Source organism: Arcticibacterium sp. GJ41-1 (assembly GCF_055808875.1).
In genome coordinates this window covers 1,093,338-1,112,003 of the sequence record NZ_CM147888.1, presented here as the reverse complement: position 1 = coordinate 1,112,003, position 18,666 = coordinate 1,093,338, and the positions used below count along the sequence as shown (strand labels likewise).

The 18,666-nt window shown below is 37.4% G+C and carries 16 protein-coding genes; 9 read left to right on the top strand and 7 right to left on the bottom strand.

Annotation, left to right across the window (positions count from 1 at the left end; genetic code table 11):
- Positions 1-86: 86 nt before the first annotated feature.
- From AC0L6O_RS04355 to AC0L6O_RS04340, 4 genes are all read left to right on the top strand, one after another.
- Positions 87-284 carry a hypothetical protein gene (locus tag AC0L6O_RS04355; RefSeq protein WP_473306603.1) on the top strand — a complete coding sequence of 66 codons (198 nt, stop codon included), beginning with the start codon at positions 87-89 and terminating at the stop codon, positions 282-284.
- Between the two features lie 85 nt (positions 285-369).
- Entirely contained in the window at positions 370-564 is a 195-nt protein-coding gene (gene rpsU / locus AC0L6O_RS04350) for a 30S ribosomal protein S21 (protein WP_341228352.1), read from the top strand.
- A gap of 89 nt (positions 565-653) precedes the next feature.
- Positions 654-1,535, top strand: a complete 882-nt coding sequence (locus AC0L6O_RS04345; RefSeq protein ID WP_473306601.1) for a tyrosine-type recombinase/integrase — start codon at positions 654-656, stop codon at positions 1,533-1,535.
- A 77-nt stretch (positions 1,536-1,612) separates the two neighbouring features.
- Positions 1,613-3,604 carry a M1 family metallopeptidase gene (locus tag AC0L6O_RS04340; protein WP_473306600.1) on the top strand — a complete coding sequence of 664 codons (1,992 nt, stop codon included), beginning with the start codon at positions 1,613-1,615 and terminating at the stop codon, positions 3,602-3,604.
- 74 nt (positions 3,605-3,678) lie between these two features.
- Here the strand turns inward: AC0L6O_RS04340 and AC0L6O_RS04335 are convergent, their stop codons facing one another.
- The 5 genes from AC0L6O_RS04335 to AC0L6O_RS04315 all read right to left on the bottom strand — a co-directional run bounded on the left by AC0L6O_RS04335 (position 3,679) and on the right by AC0L6O_RS04315 (position 7,850).
- Positions 3,679-4,488, bottom strand: a complete 810-nt coding sequence (locus AC0L6O_RS04335; protein WP_473306599.1) for a TPM domain-containing protein — start codon at positions 4,486-4,488, stop codon at positions 3,679-3,681.
- Complete coding sequence (locus AC0L6O_RS04330) at positions 4,485-4,922, bottom strand: TPM domain-containing protein (protein WP_473306597.1); 438 nt, start codon at positions 4,920-4,922, stop codon at positions 4,485-4,487. The genes AC0L6O_RS04335 and AC0L6O_RS04330 overlap by 4 nt, the downstream gene beginning before the upstream one ends.
- Positions 4,923-4,927: 5 nt before the next feature.
- Entirely contained in the window at positions 4,928-5,521 is a 594-nt protein-coding gene (locus AC0L6O_RS04325; RefSeq protein WP_473306596.1) for a LemA family protein, read from the bottom strand.
- A 118-nt stretch (positions 5,522-5,639) separates the two neighbouring features.
- Positions 5,640-7,016 (bottom strand): DASH family cryptochrome, encoded by a 1,377-nt coding sequence (locus AC0L6O_RS04320; RefSeq protein ID WP_473306594.1) that lies wholly within the window; start codon positions 7,014-7,016, stop codon positions 5,640-5,642.
- Positions 7,017-7,076: 60 nt separating this feature from the next.
- Positions 7,077-7,850 carry a DUF547 domain-containing protein gene (locus AC0L6O_RS04315; RefSeq protein WP_473306593.1) on the bottom strand — a complete coding sequence of 258 codons (774 nt, stop codon included), beginning with the start codon at positions 7,848-7,850 and terminating at the stop codon, positions 7,077-7,079.
- 401 nt (positions 7,851-8,251) lie between these two features.
- On the opposite strand from AC0L6O_RS04315, the gene AC0L6O_RS04310 reads away from it, so the two are divergent.
- The 4 genes from AC0L6O_RS04310 (at position 8,252) to AC0L6O_RS04295 (ending at position 13,778) form a co-directional block, all read left to right on the top strand.
- Positions 8,252-10,951 carry a TonB-dependent receptor gene (locus tag AC0L6O_RS04310; RefSeq protein WP_473306591.1) on the top strand — a complete coding sequence of 900 codons (2,700 nt, stop codon included), beginning with the start codon at positions 8,252-8,254 and terminating at the stop codon, positions 10,949-10,951.
- A gap of 111 nt (positions 10,952-11,062) precedes the next feature.
- The gene (locus AC0L6O_RS04305) at positions 11,063-11,947 is read left to right on the top strand and encodes a haloalkane dehalogenase (RefSeq protein WP_473306589.1); all 885 of its coding nucleotides are present in this window, start codon (positions 11,063-11,065) and stop codon (positions 11,945-11,947) included.
- A gap of 96 nt (positions 11,948-12,043) precedes the next feature.
- Positions 12,044-13,423, top strand: coding sequence for a sulfatase family protein (locus tag AC0L6O_RS04300; protein ID WP_473306588.1), 1,380 nt, complete (start codon positions 12,044-12,046; stop codon positions 13,421-13,423).
- Positions 13,424-13,616: 193 nt separating this feature from the next.
- The gene (locus tag AC0L6O_RS04295) at positions 13,617-13,778 is read left to right on the top strand and encodes a hypothetical protein (protein WP_473306587.1); all 162 of its coding nucleotides are present in this window, start codon (positions 13,617-13,619) and stop codon (positions 13,776-13,778) included.
- Positions 13,779-13,866: 88 nt separating this feature from the next.
- Here the strand turns inward: AC0L6O_RS04295 and AC0L6O_RS04290 are convergent, their stop codons facing one another.
- Entirely contained in the window at positions 13,867-16,323 is a 2,457-nt protein-coding gene (locus AC0L6O_RS04290) for a TonB-dependent receptor (RefSeq protein WP_473306586.1), read from the bottom strand.
- Positions 16,324-16,667: 344 nt separating this feature from the next.
- Between AC0L6O_RS04290 and AC0L6O_RS04285 the strand changes: the two genes are divergently transcribed.
- Positions 16,668-18,257 carry a peptide chain release factor 3 gene (locus AC0L6O_RS04285; protein WP_473306585.1) on the top strand — a complete coding sequence of 530 codons (1,590 nt, stop codon included), beginning with the start codon at positions 16,668-16,670 and terminating at the stop codon, positions 18,255-18,257.
- 2 nt (positions 18,258-18,259) lie between these two features.
- On the opposite strand, the gene AC0L6O_RS04280 is transcribed toward AC0L6O_RS04285, so the two are convergent.
- On the bottom strand, positions 18,260-18,664 hold the full coding sequence (locus AC0L6O_RS04280) for a hypothetical protein (RefSeq protein WP_473306583.1): 405 nt from the start codon (positions 18,662-18,664) through the stop codon (positions 18,260-18,262).
- Positions 18,665-18,666: the final 2 nt, after the last annotated feature.

Here is an 18,666-nt window from a genome sequence, read left to right as displayed (position 1 = left end):
TTAAATGTAGGGGGTTTCTGGTTTTTCGGAAGCAAATTTAATTAAAACCACGTAGTTTTGAGGGCATCAATAAATTTAATGCCTTCATGGAAGACATAATAAAAAAACTTTCGCTCGCCACCATCGTCTTCTCTTGCATTTTAATTATCATTTTTTTGGTGGTAGATCTAGGCATTTTTGGTGACGAAGTAAGAATCACAGGATTATATTATGTCTTTATGGCTGTTTTTCTTGGCTGTGCTACTTGGATTTATCGCAACAGAGGACGGTTTAAGGATTTTTAGAATATTTACCCCTGATTCTAAGATACTCATTTAAATAACTCTATCTTTGCAGCCCGAAAGAAGAAAAAAGAAGGAGGTGTAAAGTATGCTACAAATAAAAGTTAAGGAAAACGAATCAGTAGAGAAAGCTTTAAAACGCTTTAAGAAGAAATTTGAGCGTACCCGTGTTTTGCGTGAATTACGTAGCCGTAAGCAATTCACTAAGAAATCTGTTGATAGACGTTTTGAAGTACTTAAAGCTAAGTATATTCAAAAAACTTACGGCGGTCAGGATGATTAATCCTTCGTTGTAAAGAATATTTTCGACCATTTTTGAGTTAAATAAGTTATTGAAAAGGTACATTTGTACTAATCAGTGCTTTCTCAGAAATGGTCGATTCTTTTTTATCCTACCTCAAAAACGAAAAAAGGTTAAGCCCAAATACTGTTTTGGCTTATCAAAAAGACCTTGAACAGTTTTGCCAATTCATTCTTAAAGATTTTGAAACCGACAAGCCTGCCGAAGCTACCTTCAGAGAAATAAGAGCTTGGGTAGTGTCACTATCAAATCAAAAATTAGCCAACACTAGTATTAATAGGAAAATTGCGACTCTAAAAGCATTCTTTTCTTACCTACTCCGTAAAAAGAAAATCACTAAGAATCCTACTTTAAAAATCCAATCTTTAAAAACACCATCTAAGCCACCCGTTTTTATAGCTGAAACTGGAATGAATCAGCTTTTAGAAGAAATAACCTTTAAAGATGATTTTGCCGGAAGTAGAGACCAAATGATTATTGAACTACTCTATGGTACAGGGCTAAGATTGACAGAGCTTATCAATATCAAACTAACTGACTTAGACCTTTTTGATGCGAAGCTTTCCGTACTTGGAAAGAGAAATAAATACCGCATTATTCCTATTTCAGGCAAGTTGAGACTTAAACTCACTTCTTACCTAAGCAAACGGGCTACAGAATTTGAGCAAAGCTCTGAATATTTATTTTTGACAAACAAAGGCCAAAAGCTTTACCCCGTTTTTGTGCAGCGATTAGTCAAAAAATACCTCACCTTGGTATCAACCCAAACTAAGAAAAGTCCACACGTTTTAAGGCATACTTTTGCTACACACCTCTTAAATCAGGGAGCAGATTTAAATGCCATAAAAGAGCTGCTAGGGCACTCTAGTTTATCTGCGACACAGATTTACACCCATAATTCTATAGAGAAATTAAAGGACATCCATAAACTTGCTCATCCAAAAGCCGGATAATTCTCTTTAATTTGCAGCGATTTTAAACTGACTTTGTCACTTACTTAACATCAGAAACGAAAAACAATAATATTTTAATGAAGAAGACTTTAATAGTTGCTATGCTTTGTTGCTTTGGATTTGCTTCAAGTTCAACAGCACAGCAAAAATCAAACTACGACCACAAAGAGGCTTTTGACCCTTTATTTGCTTACAGACAAGGTACTGTTTATAGAAGTGCCACAGGAGCTCCTGGTCCACAATACTGGCAAAACTCTGCCGATTATGTTATAAATGTGGCTCTTAAACCTGAAGAAAATAAGGTGGAAGGAAATGTTAGCATTACTTATACTAACAATAGTCCGGACTTACTTCCATTCGTGTGGATTCAGTTAGAGCAAAACCTTTTCAATGACGAGTCAAGAGGAGGAAAAACGACCGCACTAGAGGGTGGCCGTCATGGTAATATGGGTTTTGCAGGTGGTTACAACATTTCAAATGTTAAAGCGACTAAAGATGTACCGGTGAGCAAAAGACGCTCTATAACGTCTAGTACTTATGCTTCGCACAATATTTCTGACACCCGTATGCAAATCAGACTGAGTGAACCATTAAGAACAGGTGAAAAAGTAACCATCTCTATGGATTACGATTTTCCTATTCCTCGCTATGGTTCTGACAGACTAGGAAAACATGAAGCTGCGGACGGTGTTATCTATGAGCTAGCCCAGTGGTACCCAAAAATGTCGGTTTATGACGATGTAGAAGGTTGGAATGTGTTGCCTTATATTGGTGGTGGTGAGTTTTATTTAGAATATGGTGATTTTGAATATAACATTACTGTTCCTTCTGACCATATTGTAGTAGGTTCTGGTGAGCTAATGAATCCATCGGAAGTATTAACTAGTACACAAATAAGCCGTTTAAAAGAAGCAGCTAACTCTGACGAAACTGTTATGATTAGAACTGCAGGCGAAGTAAACGACGCTTCTAGCAGGCCTAAAAATGACGGCACATTGACGTGGAAATTTAAATGTATCCAAACTAGAGACGTAGCATGGGCTAGTTCTAAAAGCTTTGTTTGGGATGCAGCAAAAATCAATTTACCAAGTGGAAAAACTGCTTTGGCTCAATCTGTTTATCCTGCCGAAGTAGGTAGCAATGCCAAATGGGGACGTTCTACAGAATACGTAAAAGCCAGTGTTGAATTTTACTCTGATTATATCTTTGAATATACTTACCCAGTAGCTACCAACGTGGCTGGTGTGGTTTCAGGAATGGAATACCCAGGAATAGTTTTCTGTGGTGTAGATGATGGCGGTGCTTCTCTTTGGGGCGTTACAGACCATGAGTTTGGCCATAACTGGTTCCCGATGATTGTGGGTTCTAATGAAAGAAAATATGCATGGATGGATGAAGGATTTAATACTTTCATTAATGGCTTATCAAGCAAAGCATTTAACGATGGTGAGTTTTATTCTCCATTAAACAGAAGACAGTATGCACCTTACATGTATGGTAGAGATGCTATCTTAAATATTCCAGAAGTAATTCAGTCAAATAACTTTGGTTTGGCAGCTTACTATAAGCCAGGTTTAGGTTTAGACTTGCTAAGAGAGTTAGTTTTAGGTGAAGACAGATTTGATTATGCCTTTAAAGAATATGTAAACAGATGGGCATTTAAACACCCTACGCCATTTGATTTCTATGAAACTATGGAAGACGCCGCTGGCGAAGACTTAGGATGGTTTTGGAAAGGCTGGATAGCAAACGATTGGAAAATTGACCTTGCGGTGGACGATGTCATGTATATTGACCAATTGCCAGCTAATGGTAGTATCATTACTATATCTACCAAAGAGCAGTTACCTATGCCTGCCATCATTGAAGTGGTAGAATCAAACGGAAATACAGAAAGAGTAGAACTTCCTGTTGAAATTTGGCAAAGAGGTTCTGAATGGAAATTTAGATACAATTCTACTTCTCCTATTGTCTCTGTAACTATTGACCCTGATAACAGACTACCAGACGTAAATGGTAAGAATAACATTTGGGAACCTAAGAGTTACAAATTGCCTGAAGCCAATTAAAAATAGGCTTTTCTAAAATGAAAAAGCTCGACGAATAAAATTCATCGAGCTTTTTTTATGACTAATCTTTAGACTTAATAACTTCCGCCGGCACCTCCGCCACCAAAACTACCTCCACCAAAACCTCCGAAGCCGCCGCCACCGCCACCACCAAAACCACCGCCGAAACCTCCACCAGACCAATTGCCCGATTGACGTCCCCAACCAGTGTAGGTAGTATAATGCCCTGCCGAACCATCTCTCATCATACCTCCGCCGCCTCTACCACCCTTTGAGATAGCAGAAACTACTATAAAAATAATTACCACCATCAGAAAGAAAGCCCAAAGAGGAAACTCCCCTGCTTCGTCTGCTTCTGCATCAAACTCACCAGAAGTGTATTTTATAATAGCATCGGTTCCTTTATCTAAACCTTCATAAAATCTTGACTCTTTAAAATAAGGTATAATAACTCTATCAACCGTTCTTTTAGCGTATGCATCAGGCAAAGCACCTTCTAGGCCATAACCAGAGGCTATGTATATTTTTCTATCATCTGTAGCCCAAAGTACAACTATACCATTGTTTTTACCGTCATGTCCTACGCCCCATTCTCTTCCGAGCTTGACAGCGTAACTGTTCATGTCATAAGGTTCTACGGTTTTAACTACCACCACCGCTATTTGGTTAGACGTGGTATCATCAAAGTTCACCAGCTTTTGTTCTAAACTCTGGATTTCAGAACTCGACAAAACACCTACAAAATCATTTACCAAACGAGCTGGCTTGGGAGCCGCAGGTATATCCTGTGCCTTTAGATTAAAACCTAAAGCAAAGGTCATTAAGAGCAGCAATGCTGCTCTTACATTAATAAATACTTTAAGTTTTCTCTGTGATTTAATCATTTAATATTGCCAAAAGAGATGTCGTTTGATATTTCGTTGACATCATCTGATTGATAAGGAAAGTGTTTTCTAAGAGCTTCACCAGCCATTTCTATGGCTAAACTGAGCCCTTCTACGGTATTTCCTGATTTAAGGTATTCAAGCATTAATTCTTTTTCTTCTTCCCAGAAACCTGTCCCTACTTTTTCATGGATACCTTGGTCTCCAAGAATAGCAAACTGCCTATCCGAAATAGAAAGATAAAATAGTACGCCATTCCTTAAGGCCGTATGATCCAAGGATAATAAACAGAAAACCTCCTTGGCTCTTTCTACAGGAGAGTCTAAAGGGCAATTGTTTTCAACATGCACTTTAATCTCTCCGGAGGTTTTCAATTCAGCATTATGAATAGCCGTAGTAATACGCTCTTTCTCCGCTTCTGAAAAAACTTTCATATGTTTTATTTGAAATCAAAATCAACGTCTGGTGCATCTTGAGCTCCTTCAGATGCCTCAAAGAAAGCTTTCTTTTCAAAACCAAAGAAACCAGCCATCAAGTTATTTGGGAATGTTCTAACAGAAAGGTTATAGTCTCCCACACCCGCATTAAAATCATTTCTCGCTACCGAAATTCTATTTTCAGTTCCTTCTATTTGAGCCTGAAGCTCTAAAAAGTTCTGATTAGCTTTTAAGTCAGGATAACGCTCCACAGAAACTAATAACCTACTCAAAGAACCACTTAACTGGTCTTGAGCAGCTTGGAATTTAGCCATATTTTCAGGAGTAAGGTCATCTGCCGAAAGCTGGATAGCTGTGGCTTTAGACCTTGCTTCTATTACGTCTGTCAAGGTTCCTCTCTCAAAATCTGCTGCACCTTGTACTGTTTTTACCAAATTGCCAATCAAATCAGCTCTTCTTTGGTATTGTGTTTGAACCTTCGCCCAAAGTGTCTCTACATTATTATCTTTTTCTACTAATCCATTATAAGAATTACAGCCATACATGCCGAATAACAGCAAAAAGCCTACAATACCTAAGGTTCCTAATTTTTTCATATTTGAAGAAGGGGTTAATTGGTTTTTAAAATTATGTAATCAAATGTATCAATTCTCTAACAGTTCTCAAACCGATTAATGAAAACCGGTCTAAAACCATTTTAAGAGGTGATTTTAACTATGGAAGTTTAATCATTGGCTTTGGATAAGCCTCAAAACCGTCTCCATTATAGAGGTTTTGTATTTCTTCTGCAGACAAATCTTTAAGTTCTGGTATCCAAGCCTTCACATACGCCGCTTCTGGGTCATACTTCTCTGCTTGTTTCTGAATATGGAAATATCTGTTTGGACGAGGGTCGTTTCCTATACCTGCTATGTAGTTCCAGTTTCCCCAGTTACTACATACATCATAGTCAATCAACATGCTTTCAAAATAACGTGCTCCCCACCACCATTCTAGTTTTAAATCTTTGGTAAAGAAGCTTGCCACTATTTGCCTCCCTCTGTTTGACATATAGCCCGTTTGTTTCAGCTCTCTCATATTGGCATCTATAAACGGAATTCCAGTTTCTCCATCCACCCACTTTTGAAATTCCTCTTTGTCTTGACGCCAGACTTTATTCATATCATGCTTTATACCGCAAATTTTGAAAAGCCTAATGCCGTATTTCAAAGCCACCAAATGAAAATAATCTCGCCAAATAAGTTCAAAAATCACCCAATAAGTAGATTCGTTTTTGATTACTTTTTCTTCAAAAAGACGAACCTCATGGTAAATTTTACGTGGAGAAACACAGCCTAAGCTGACCCATGCAGATAGTTTTGAAGAAAAATCATTTCCTAAAAGTCCATTTCTGGTTTCTTTATAAGTTTTGACGTTTTCTGTTTTCCAAATAAAATTATCTAACTGAGCTAAACCGGCGGTTTCACCACCTTCATAAAAACTTGGGATATCTTTAATTTCTTCTTCATCAAAACCCAATTCTTCCAAAGTAGGAATGCCGGAACATTTGATATCGGCTACACTTTCTAATTGACCAGGAGTTTCAAATAAAGGCCTCACTTTGGCGTGAGCATCCATCTTCTTTCTAAAATCTGTAAAGACATCAGGAAGAAATTTAATTTGAAAAGGAAGGTCTCTTACATGGTATAACGTAGCACCCCATATTAACTCAATATCAATATTAAGTCGTTTTAGGTTTTGCGAAAGCTCAAACTCTTGAGAAGTTTCTTCTTGGGTTACCTCTTTAGAAGCTAACACATAAAGCACGTTTTTCTTCTTAGCAATTTTGGCAAGTTCCTCTTCAGGATTTCCTACCCTAATTATCAAATCAGAACCACGAGCCTGCAAGCTCTTTTTTAGATCTGCCAAGCATTCTAAAAGAAATTTAACTCTAAAGTGCCCCGTTTTTCTATAACCAAACTTCGATTTCTCGAATTGCCTTGGGTCAATTACATAAACGGGTATTACCCTGCCTAAGTCACTGGCCTTTAAAAAAGCCTCATTATCATGTAATCTTAAATCATTCCTGAACCAGAAAAGTATATTTTGCATATTTGAGCGAAGATTTAATGCAAAACTAACAAGTATTTGGCTTAAGCCCTGAAAGCTCTTTTAAAGTTTTCCGTTTAAGTCCCAGTAATATTCTTTGTAAGTGATATCCGTGCCCGCTTTGGCTTTTGTTTTGGCATACTTGTTAATCCAAGTTTCTATGCTGGCTGTTTTCTTAAAGTCACCGCCGTACCAATCAAAAAGCTTTGAAACATCCATTTTAGAAGCCGAAACCTCATTTTTAAAGGAATCATTAATAAAACGAACGCCTTGGTCGTCTAACTGAGCATTTAATTTAGAAGCCACAAAAGCCTCATTTCTTAAAGGTGGGCAAGATTTAGCAGCACAAACCAAGGCAAAATGAATACGCGGCTCCTTAAACTGCTTTCTTATAATACCATGTTCAATATTATTCAGATCCATTTCTTTACCGCCTATTTTGATAAACTTGACATCCCATGGAGTGTTGACAAAAGGGATTTTTATTTTGCTACCAATGTCTTTAATGCTTGATATGTTTTGGTCGGCATTATTTAGAATCAATTTTACTGTGAATGCATTATAGGCGTTTATCCAATAGGCTAGTTTTTCATTGGTAGACCAGCTGCTAGCAGGAGCATTATCTGAAACCAAAGCCAAGTATTTATCTAACTGTGCTTCATCTTTGGCAAAGCCTCCATAATTAACAAAACCTTTTACATCTACATGTTTTTTCAATAGTCCATCCCATATAGAATGGTTAATAGGTGCTGCTGTAGATTCTGGAGAATCAATGGCGAAACAACTTGTTAAGGCAAATAGTAGAGCGGCAAACAATGTATAATATCTATTTTTCATTTTTTTTTAAATTTCGTATAGGTTTAAAAGACCTTGAGATCAAAATACGATAGTGCCTCCCAAATAGTTTGATACCGTTAGATCTTAAATTGTATTGCTCCGATAAGGCATACATATACGAAACCTTTTAATTTATAGAACCCTACACTGATTTTAAGAAATACCATAATTGCACAAATCGAATAAAAACAAAGAAAAAAAATAATTCAAAAGGCATAAAAAGGACTAAATAGAGCGGTGTTAACAATTTAATAATGTTTCTCTTATAATAATTTATAGTATTTTTTCTATATTTAAAGGGAGTCTCTAGAAATGGGATTTTAATCGGAAACAAAAAAAAGTACTTTTGTGGAAGAGTCCGATTCTTAAAACTATTTGAAAGGCTCTTATTAACAATACTAATGTCAAATTCTTCAAAACAAATTAACCCCAGTGTTATGGTGAGAAAGTTTACTTTTTTACGAGCTAGTATGCTTGTAATGGTAGTTATGTTTATGGCTACTGCAGTTTTTGCTCAGAGCGTTGTGTCTGGTACTATCATAGATGGTAGCAACAACGAACCTCTAATAGGTGCTTCTGTATCTGTTAAAGGTACAGCTATCGGAACTACTTCCGATATCGATGGAAAATATACTTTAAATGGTATTCCATCAGGTAGTCAAACTTTAGTTGTTTCTTTTATCGGTTTTGACCGTCAGGAAATTGCTTATAATGGTTCTGCTAGTGTAATCAACATTACTTTAGTTGAGAACTTAAACGCTTTGGAAGAAATCGTGATTACAGGTGTAATGGATATCGCTAAAGATAGACAAACTCCTATCGCTGTTTCTACTATTACGCGTTCTGAAATTGCTCTTAAAGCAGGTAACCAAGAGTTTCCTGAAATTTTAAAAGCAACTCCATCTGTTTATACTACCAAAGGTGGTGGTGGATATGGTGACTCAAGAATTAGTGTGAGAGGTTTTGACCAATCAAACACGGCATTCTTATTAAATGGTCAGCCAATCAACGGTATGGAAGATGGTAAAATGTACTGGTCTAACTGGCAAGGTGTAATGGACGTAGCTGATGCTGTTCAAATCCAAAGAGGTTTGGGTTCTTCTAAATTAGCTATTTCTTCTGTTGGTGGTACAGTTAACATTGTAACTAAAACTGTAGATGCAAACAAAGGTGGTTTTGTTCAAGCAATGGTTGGTAACGATGGTTACCTTAAGACTACTGCTTATGCTTCTACTGGTTTAATGGATAATGGCTTTGCTTTTGCTGCCCTTTTAGGCCACTGGCAAGGTAATGGTTACATAGACAACACAGACGGAAGCGGTCAAACGTATTTCATCTCTGCTGGATATATGCCAAACAAGAAGCACAAATTAAACCTCTTATTTACTGGTGCTCCTCAACAACATTACCAAAGAAACTCTTATAGACTTTCTACTTTGATCGAGAAAGGTAGAAGATACAATGGTAACTCTGTTAAAGATGATATCGTACCATCTATTGGTGGTAACTACTATCACAAACCAATAGCTAACCTTAGCTGGGACTTCACAATAGATTCTAAAACTTCATTGGCAACTGTACTTTACGGTTCTTGGGGTAGAGGTGGCTCTATTGGCCTTAGAAACTATGCTGGCCAAGATGGCGACTTTTATGACTTAAACACAATTAGAGCTGCCAACGGTTCTAAAGCTCCTAACGCAGCTGGTGATATAGTAGGTGATAGATCAAGAGTAGATGGTTCTAGAATTTATGACGTTTTACGTTCATCTGCTAATGAGCATCAGTGGTACGGAATGATTACAAACTTCAGCAAGAAATTATCTGAGTCTTTATCTTTCAATGTAGGATTTGATGCTCGTGCATACCATGGTGAGCACTTTAGAAGAGTTGTAGATTTCCTAGGAGCTGATGGATGGGCTGATGGAGCTACTCCAGCAAGCTTCCAAGGTGACCAATACTATGTAACAGAAGCTTATAGCTCTGGCCCTTGGGCTGCGTCATTCCATGACACTCCAAGAAACCAAAGGTTTGGATATGACAATCCTGAAGACATCAAATACATTGGTGGTTTTGGTCAATTAGAATATATTCAAGGTCCTCTTTCTACTTTTGTTCAGGGAGCCGTTTCTTCTCAGTCTCATGTTCGTTATGATTACTTCAACTACCCAGCTGGTCAAGAAGAGTCTGAAAAAGTGGTTAACCCTGGTTATAACGTAAAAGGTGGCTTGAACTATAACATAGATAGCCATAACAATATTTTTGCAAACAGTGGCTACTATTCTCGTCAGCCATTCCAGGACAATATGTTCTTGAACTTTAGAAATGACATCAACCCTCTCCTTACTAACGAAGGTATTACTGGCTTAGAATTAGGTTATGGTTACAGATCTTCTCAGTTTAACGCTAACGTTAACTTATACCGTTCTAAGTGGGCAGATAGAGTATTGTCTGGTGGATATCAACTTCCTGACAACGTAGAAGGATTTTACTCTTACCAAGGTGTGACTCAAATTCACCAAGGTCTTGAGTTAGATTTCAGATATAACCCATCTAAAATGTTAACATTTAAAGGTGCTGCTTCTTTCGGTAACTGGAAATATGATGGTAATGCCGTAGCTACAATTTATGACGACAGTCAAAATATTGTTTCTGAAGGTGAGACTCTATACCTAGATGGTGTAAAAGTGGGTGATGCCGCTCAAACAACATTCAACTTAGGTGCAATTGCTAGATTAGGAAAAGGCTTCAGAATAGATGCTGATTACTTCTATTATGGAAACCTTCACGCTAGCATTAACCCAACTGATAGCGAGTTTAGCACTGCTAACAATAGAGGTTCTGTTCAGCTTCCTAACTATAGCTTAGTAGACTTGGGTGTATCTTACACTGTAAACCTTCCAAAAGATAATTCATTAGTGTTTAGATTAAACTCTAATAACTTATTTGATACTGAGTACATAGCTGAGTCTTATACTAACATCCACGCTGAAAGCGGTGATGCTATTTATGACACTAAGCAAGACATCCAGTTTAGCACTGCTAATACTGCATTCTTCGGATACGGTAGAACTTGGAACTTTAGCGTTAGATATAAATTCTAATTCTTAAGACATGCTCTTAGAAATCCCGCTTCCATACGAAGCGGGATTTTTTTATGCCCTTTACTGAATCAAATTACTATTTGTATCTTCCAAGAAAATTGGAAAGTACCCATGGAGATTATTAAAACACCAAAATCGGCTTTCGAACAAATCACCGATTACCCTTTCAAAGAAAACTATCTAGACTTTGACGGCATGGAAATGCATTACATAGATGAAGGCAAAGGCGAAACTATTTTGGCCCTTCATGGGCAGCCTACATGGTCATATTTATATAGGAAATTTATGCCCCACCTAAAAGACCATAGGTTCATTGCTCCGGACTTGATAGGCTTCGGAAAGTCTGATAAAATTGTAGGTAGTAAAAATTATAGTTATGACCTACATTTCAAATCCCTCAAAAACTTTATTGATAAGCTAGATTTAAATGACATCACGCTTATAGTACAAGACTGGGGCGGATTATTGGGTCTTGGCCTTTTGGGGCAATTCCCTGAAAGATTTAAAAGAGTGGTTATTCTGAACACTTTTTTACCGATTGGTAAACCAGCAAATTTTGGCTTTAAGCTTTGGCAATGGTTTGCGAAATATCACCCTTCTATTCCAACTGGTGGCGTAGTACAGTTTGCATCCGCATCAAAACTATCAAAAGAAGTAGTGGCCGCTTACAATGCACCATTCCCTTCTAAAAAATACAAAGGTGGAGCAAAGTCTTTCCCTGGGCTCGTACCCACCGACCCTAGTCATGATGGGGTAAAAGAAATGAAAGACGCCCGAGAGATATTATCTAAATGGAATAAACCTGCTTTAGTCCTATTCTCTGACAAAGACAAAGTATTTAGTGGGGCAGAGAATTTTTTTTATAAGCTCATTCCTACCATTAAAGACGACGAAAAGATTATCATTAAAAATGCTGGACACTTTCTTCAGGAAGAAAAAGGTGAAGAAATAGCTCAATACATTGATAAATTCATGAAAGGGCAGAAACTAATATAATAGACAAGCTTCAAAGAATATCTTGAACTAGTAAAACCTTATTAATTATTGCTATTCTTTTCCTAAATTGACCACTAACAACCCTATTCAACCATAATGAAACTTACACCTTTAGTATTCCTCCTTGGCCTATTTGCCATTTCATGTTCAAATGAGAAAACAGAAAGACCACCAAATATCATTCACATTTTTGCGGATGATTTAGGCTATGGAGACCTTAGCTCTTTTGGGGCGACAGATATTGCCACACCCAATATTGATAGATTAGCCAATGAAGGAATCAAGTTTACAGACTTCTACTCTGCAGCTCATATTTGCAGCCCTTCTAGGGCAGCTCTAATGACAGGCCGCCTACCTCAGAGAATGGGCATTCATGGTGTATTCTTTCCTGAGAGCTATACCGGCATGCCAGAAGACGAAGAAACGATTGCCGAAAAACTAAAAGAAAAGAATTATGCCACGGGCATAGTAGGAAAATGGCATTTAGGTCACTTGAATAAATTTCTTCCTTTACAGCAGGGCTTCGACAGTTATTTTGGTATTCCTTACAGTAATGACATGGAAAGTGTGGTCTATCTAGATGGAAATGACGTGGTGGACTTTGACGTAGACCAGCATTATACCACAAAAACCTACACCGAAAAGGTTATTGACTTTATAGAAAACCACAAGGCCGAGCCTTTCTTTTTATATCTCTCTCATAACATGCCCCACGTACCTCTATATGTATCCGAAGATTTTGAAGGAACTTCTAATAGAGGTCTATATGGTGATGTGATTCAAGAAATAGACTGGAGTGTAGGAGAGATATTGAACAAGTTAGAGCAGGATGGTTTATTAGAAAATACTTTAGTCATTTTCTCTAGCGATAACGGCCCATGGTTGGTTATGGAAGACCATGGTGGTTCCGCAGGGCATTTGAGAGAAGGCAAGCAGTTCACTTTTGATGGCGGTATGCGAGTACCCACTTTGGCCATGTGGAAAGGGAAAATTGAGCCCGGTCAGGTATATGAAGGACTGGCTAGCCAAATGGATTGGTTCCCTACCATCATGAACTTGGTAGGAATAGACTTAAACCCAAAAAGAGCTATTGACGGAAAAGACCTAACAGATGTACTACTGAATAAAGGACAAAGAGCTAGCGACGAATACTTATTCTTTGATGGAGGTCAAGTACAAGCTTTTAGAAAAGGAGACTGGAAACTAAAACTTCCTTATGAAGGCTTTAAAGGAGCTGGATATAAATCTGCTGTAGCTTCACATGATACACTACTGGTTAATATCAAAAACAACCCTGAAGAGGATGTTAACTTATTTAAGGATAATCGAGAAAAAGGCTTGGAGCTTATTACCAAGATGAAAGAAGCCCATGAAGCTTTAGGAGAACTACCAGCTGCTCAGGTTTTAAGAACCTCGGCAGATAACAGTCACTATATACACGTTCAGGAATTGCTAAAAAGCAGGGGTAAAAATTGAAAACTACGGAGAAATGCGAAGATAAATCTAGCCTCCACTCAAATATTTAGCAATGAACGCGACAATAAAGAGCTAATGATGAGTAAATTACATCAATTGCTAATATTTTCAGCAACATTGTGCTAATATTTTGTGCATCTTTGAAGTGTGAAAATTAAACGACTTATAAACAAGTCATTAAAACAATACACTTATGTTAGCTTTCAAAAATAATAATCCAGAAAGAGTTTTTGTTCCAATCATCCCTTTAAGAAGAGAGAAGCAAAACCCTTTTGAAAAATCGGCAACCATCACAAAGATGAGTAGCAAAAATGCAGACTTACTAAAATTAATGGCTGCTTTCGAGTTAAAGTAATTCAGAAGTTTAAAGAGTAACTTTAGGCATAAAAAAAGAGGCTACTTGCGTAGCCTCTAAATATAAACCCTATAGTTAAACTTAACTTTTAAAAGCCTCCCTCGTCTCCGCCATCTCCGCCATCCACAGAGTCATCTCCACGATTGTTGCTTTTTCTTCTAAACAAGCCTTTTCCGTCGCTTTCCATTTTACCAAAACGGTACTGGAAGTCAATACGAATACTTCTTCTATATATGCTACGGTTACTAGTAGTAGTGAAATAGTTTAAAGCATCTGTTCTGTTTTCCAAAGCAGATTTAAAGTCAATAGTCTTAACAAATGGATTCTCTAATCCTAAGCCTATGCTACCTCTTTTCTTATTAATACTCTTCTTAACCGTAATACCGTGGAAATAGAAGCCATTTCTAGTTCCTTGAAGCTGCACCCTTGGTGACCTATAGAATGCAAAGAAAGAAGCCGCCCAATCTTTCGGGAAGGAATACGAAGTATTAAGGTTAACACCTCCACTCCAGCCTTTGTTTGATATAGTTCGGTTATCCATGTAAGTATAATCTACATTTACACCACCTCCTAAACGCCACTTGTTTGTAGGATTCAAATTGGCAGAGATATTAGAACCGTAACGTTTGTTTACACCAATATTCCCGTAAGTAGTTTCTGTTACATCTAAACCATCTTTACGAGTAACATTACTAATTGACGTTATACTATTATCTTCAACTCTAGAAAACACAGAGAAATTGATGGAATTGGTACCAAAGTAAGTACTCATAGCTACTTCAAACATATCAACCAACTCTGGAGCCAATGTTGGACTTCCGTATGAGATACTATTTGCGTTAGAATAATCTACAAAAGGATTTAAGTACCTAATTGACGGACGCTGAATTCGCTGCGTGTAACTTGTTCTAATAGAGCCTGCTTCCTTAAAACGTTTTGAAACTGTTATACTTGGTAAGAAGTTATCATAATCAGGAATATCAACATTTGACAATTCTTTAAAATCTGCCTGAATAGTTGTTTTCTCATAACGTAAACCTGCCTGAACACCCCACTTGTTAGGTAATTCAAACGTAAATGAAGAATAACCTGCTAACACATTTTGGTCATAGTCTAAGAAATTAGACCTTACATCATTAAGAGCATAACTATTAGTAGCAGCATTAAAGCTATAAAACTGTCCGTCAGAAAGAGCTGATCTTAAAACACCCTTTCCTCCCACTTCCCATTTCACTTTCTTACCCATAGGCTGAACATAATCTACCTGGAAGTTTAACTCTCTATCTTTCCCTTGATTTTCACTACTATCTGCTCCTATTCCATTTTCAAGTGCTGTATAGAAATTATCAGTATTGTTCTGAGAAACTTGAGCTAAAATAGTAAGCTCCTGAACAGGGTTTGCATATCTCTTAGTAAAGGTAAAATCCAAATCACTAGAGTTACTTTTATTACGTTGATCTATATCTCTAATATTTTCATAAATCAAGTTTCTTGAGTTGTCTAGCAGCGTAGAAACTTGTTCTCCGTCGCTACCTCTAACACGATTTCTCAAAGAGTAAGTAATCGAAAAGTTTGTAGACTTATCAAAATCATAGTCAAATGTTCCACTATAACGGCCTCCGCCCCAAACACCAATATTGTCATCAAGTTGGGTTAAATAGGTCGCCGAACCATCAATAACACTTTCCCTCGTATTCTCACCTGTTGTTTTATAATTATATGAGGCTCTTCCACTTCCACGTAAAGAAACGCCCCATTTACCATCACGAAGATTGACACTTCCGTTAGCCGATGAACCTATCAAACCAGCACCTAAGTTTAATGAACCTGTTACACCTGCAAGCGTATTCTTCTTTAAAATTATATTAACTATACCTGCCGTTCCATCTCCATCGTATTTTGCACTTGGTGATGTAATTACTTCCACCGACTTAATCTGGTCTGAAGGAATCTGTCTAAGTGCCTCTCCTACGCTACTAGCAAAAATGGCCGAAGGCTTATTATTAATAAGAACCCTCACATTAGAACTACCTCTTAATTCCACTTCTCCGTCCAAATCCACACTAAGCATCGGAACCTTTCTTAAAACTTCTTCCGCGGTACCACCTGTGTTAGAAATATCTTTTTCCGCGTTATAAACCAATCTATCTATCTTATCTTCAATTAACGAAGCCTGCCCCGTTACGGTTACTGCGTCTAACTGAATATTGTCACCTACTAATTTAATTTCACCTAAATCAACATTTGAATTCTTGCTAACAGTGACATTTTCTAATGACAGAGGTTGATAACCAACATAAGACACCAAAATTTTATACGTTCCTGCTTTTACTCCTTCAAACTTGAACTTACCATTATCCGAAGTCAATGTTCCGTCAACCGCCTTATTAGCATCCCAAAGAGCCACGGCAGCAAACTCGACTAAATTATTTGTAACGGAGTCCACAATACTTCCAGAAATTATGGAATTTCCGGCTTGTCCTCTAGATTGTCCGTAAGACACATAAGACGACAATAACAATAAGCAAAAGAGTAGTTTTTTCATTTTCTTGATTTTTTTAAATTATAACAGGTCTAGGAAAGCTTAAACGATTCTACAAAGAAAGACATCATTGCTCTTAAAAATATTGCACCAATGTCATGACAAACGCAGTCAAGTAGATATAAATCAATGATTTGTCGATATTAATAGATTCCTGTCGACCAAAAGCTAATCTTTGAAAAATACAATCTTTGAAAAACACCAAAAATACTGAGTCTAGTGCATTTCTTTGAAAACTACAACTTGCAGCCTAAGAAAACCTTTGTGTTCAATTAGCGAGTAATGACTTTCATGCATCACTTAAATGAACTAATTTTGCAGGTCATTTTCGCAGGATAAATTTTCATATGAGTTTCGACAAAGAATTTAAAAAGAGAAGAACTTTCGCCATTATTGCTCACCCCGATGCTGGTAAAACTACCCTAACAGAAAAGCTTCTTTTATTTGGGGGGGCTATTCAAACTGCGGGAGCTGTTAAGTCCAATAAAATTAAGAAGTCAACTACTTCCGATTTTATGGAGATTGAAAAGCAACGTGGTATTTCGGTGGCTACCTCGGTAATGACTTTTGAATACAATGACCTTAAGATAAACATTCTTGATACTCCTGGTCACAAAGATTTTGCGGAAGATACCTACAGAACACTTACTGCGGTAGATAGCGTAATATTGGTAATTGACTGCGTAAAGGGCGTGGAAGAGCAAACGGAAAAACTCATGGAAGTTTGTCGTATGCGAGACACTCCTGTAATAATATTTGTCAATAAAATGGACCGTGATGGTCAAGACCCTTTTGACATCTTAGATGAATTAGAGCAAAAACTAGGGATTGGCGTTAGACCAATAACTTGGCCTGTAAATGGTGGTAGAGACTTTAAAGGTGTATATCACTTACTAGAAAATAAGATGAACTTCTTTGCTGTCAATAAGACAAAACTAGAAGAAGACATTTTTGAATATGACCTTGACTCCGATGTTTTAAGAAGTAAGATAGGCGATAAAGACGCCGACCAACTTCAAGAAGACGTGGAGATGATTGAGGGAATCTATGATGAATTTGATAGAGAAAAGTACTTGAAAGGTGACTTAGCCCCTGTATTTTTTGGAAGTGCTGTAAGTAACTTCGGTGTTATGGAGCTTCTTAATACTTTTTGTAATGTAAGTCCGCTTCCTATTTCTAGAGAAACTGATGTACGCGTAGTGGAACCTAGGGAAAAGAAATTTACGGGTTTTGTTTTCAAAATCCATGCTAATATTGACCCAAGGCACCGCGACAGAATTGCCTTTTTAAGAGTGTGTAGTGGAACCTTTGAAAGAAGTAAATTCTATGAACACGTTCGTTTAGATAAAAAAATGCGTTTTTCAAATCCATATATGTTTATGGCTGATAGCAAAAACGTGGTAGAAGAGGCGTATCCAGGAGACGTAGTAGGGCTTTATGACACAGGTAATTTTAAAATTGGCGATACGCTAACAGAAGGCGAAGAACTACAATTTACTGGAATACCTAGTTTCTCTCCAGAGCTATTTAGAGAGGTGGTAAACGCCGACCCAATGAAGGCGAAGCAGCTAGAAAAAGGTGTGCAACAGCTTTCAGAAGAGGGCGTGGCTCAGCTATTTATCATGCAGCCTGGAAATAGAAAAATTATTGGAACGGTGGGTGAACTACAGTTTGAGGTAATTGAACATAGGTTACTTCAAGAGTACGGAGCCAAATGCCGTTTTGAAGCAAAACCTTACTCTAAAGCTTGCTGGATAACCGCCGAAGACCCAGATAAATTGGCTGAATTTATAAGGCTAAAGAATAATTTCATAGCCTACGACAAAGACAAGAATCCTGTCTTTTTAGCCGAAACAGATTGGATTTTGAGAATGAATATGGAAAACAATCCTGACATAGTTTTTCATACTACGTCAGAATTTAAAGTCAAAGCCTAAAATCAATCTTCAGGAAAAGGAATATATACAAAGCCAGCAAACTTACCGTCCATTACGAACAGGCAGCAGTACTCCTCTGGGTTTTTAAAGTGTTCTTTAAACAGGGCTTCAGACTCAGCTCCTACTATGCCACGCTCTATAAACTCCTCTAAAAAGGTAGCTTTGTATTCGTAGCGAGTTCCTAAGTCATCTTTGAAAAATAAAGTGTTTCCTAAAGGTACATCGGCAATGGTGGCCACAAAAACCGGGTATTCACTAAATTTTCTACTTCTAATTTGATATGAACCTTCTTTTAAGTGGTCACATACTTTTAAGAAATCTTCCGTTACTAAACCCATTTGTTTCTTATCTAACTCTGGCGAGTTAGCGTCATCCATAATTGTGTTTTCGTTCGAATGATTTATCATTT

What these genes read in the sequence shown, in the direction of transcription:
- AC0L6O_RS04355 (WP_473306603.1), top strand. Translation starts at nt 87, where the DNA reads ATGGAAGACATAATAAAAAAACTTTCGCTCGCCACCATCGTCTTCTCT.
- rpsU (WP_341228352.1), top strand. Translation starts at nt 370, where the DNA reads ATGCTACAAATAAAAGTTAAGGAAAACGAATCAGTAGAGAAAGCTTTA.
- AC0L6O_RS04345 (WP_473306601.1), top strand. Translation starts at nt 654, where the DNA reads ATGGTCGATTCTTTTTTATCCTACCTCAAAAACGAAAAAAGGTTAAGC.
- AC0L6O_RS04340 (WP_473306600.1), top strand. Translation starts at nt 1,613, where the DNA reads ATGAAGAAGACTTTAATAGTTGCTATGCTTTGTTGCTTTGGATTTGCT.
- AC0L6O_RS04335 (WP_473306599.1), bottom strand. Translation starts at nt 4,488, where the DNA reads ATGATTAAATCACAGAGAAAACTTAAAGTATTTATTAATGTAAGAGCA.
- AC0L6O_RS04330 (WP_473306597.1), bottom strand. Translation starts at nt 4,922, where the DNA reads ATGAAAGTTTTTTCAGAAGCGGAGAAAGAGCGTATTACTACGGCTATT.
- AC0L6O_RS04325 (WP_473306596.1), bottom strand. Translation starts at nt 5,521, where the DNA reads ATGAAAAAATTAGGAACCTTAGGTATTGTAGGCTTTTTGCTGTTATTC.
- AC0L6O_RS04320 (WP_473306594.1), bottom strand. Translation starts at nt 7,016, where the DNA reads ATGCAAAATATACTTTTCTGGTTCAGGAATGATTTAAGATTACATGAT.
- AC0L6O_RS04315 (WP_473306593.1), bottom strand. Translation starts at nt 7,850, where the DNA reads ATGAAAAATAGATATTATACATTGTTTGCCGCTCTACTATTTGCCTTA.
- AC0L6O_RS04310 (WP_473306591.1), top strand. Translation starts at nt 8,252, where the DNA reads ATGTCAAATTCTTCAAAACAAATTAACCCCAGTGTTATGGTGAGAAAG.
- AC0L6O_RS04305 (WP_473306589.1), top strand. Translation starts at nt 11,063, where the DNA reads ATGGAGATTATTAAAACACCAAAATCGGCTTTCGAACAAATCACCGAT.
- AC0L6O_RS04300 (WP_473306588.1), top strand. Translation starts at nt 12,044, where the DNA reads ATGAAACTTACACCTTTAGTATTCCTCCTTGGCCTATTTGCCATTTCA.
- AC0L6O_RS04295 (WP_473306587.1), top strand. Translation starts at nt 13,617, where the DNA reads ATGTTAGCTTTCAAAAATAATAATCCAGAAAGAGTTTTTGTTCCAATC.
- AC0L6O_RS04290 (WP_473306586.1), bottom strand. Translation starts at nt 16,323, where the DNA reads ATGAAAAAACTACTCTTTTGCTTATTGTTATTGTCGTCTTATGTGTCT.
- AC0L6O_RS04285 (WP_473306585.1), top strand. Translation starts at nt 16,668, where the DNA reads ATGAGTTTCGACAAAGAATTTAAAAAGAGAAGAACTTTCGCCATTATT.
- AC0L6O_RS04280 (WP_473306583.1), bottom strand. Translation starts at nt 18,664, where the DNA reads ATGATAAATCATTCGAACGAAAACACAATTATGGATGACGCTAACTCG.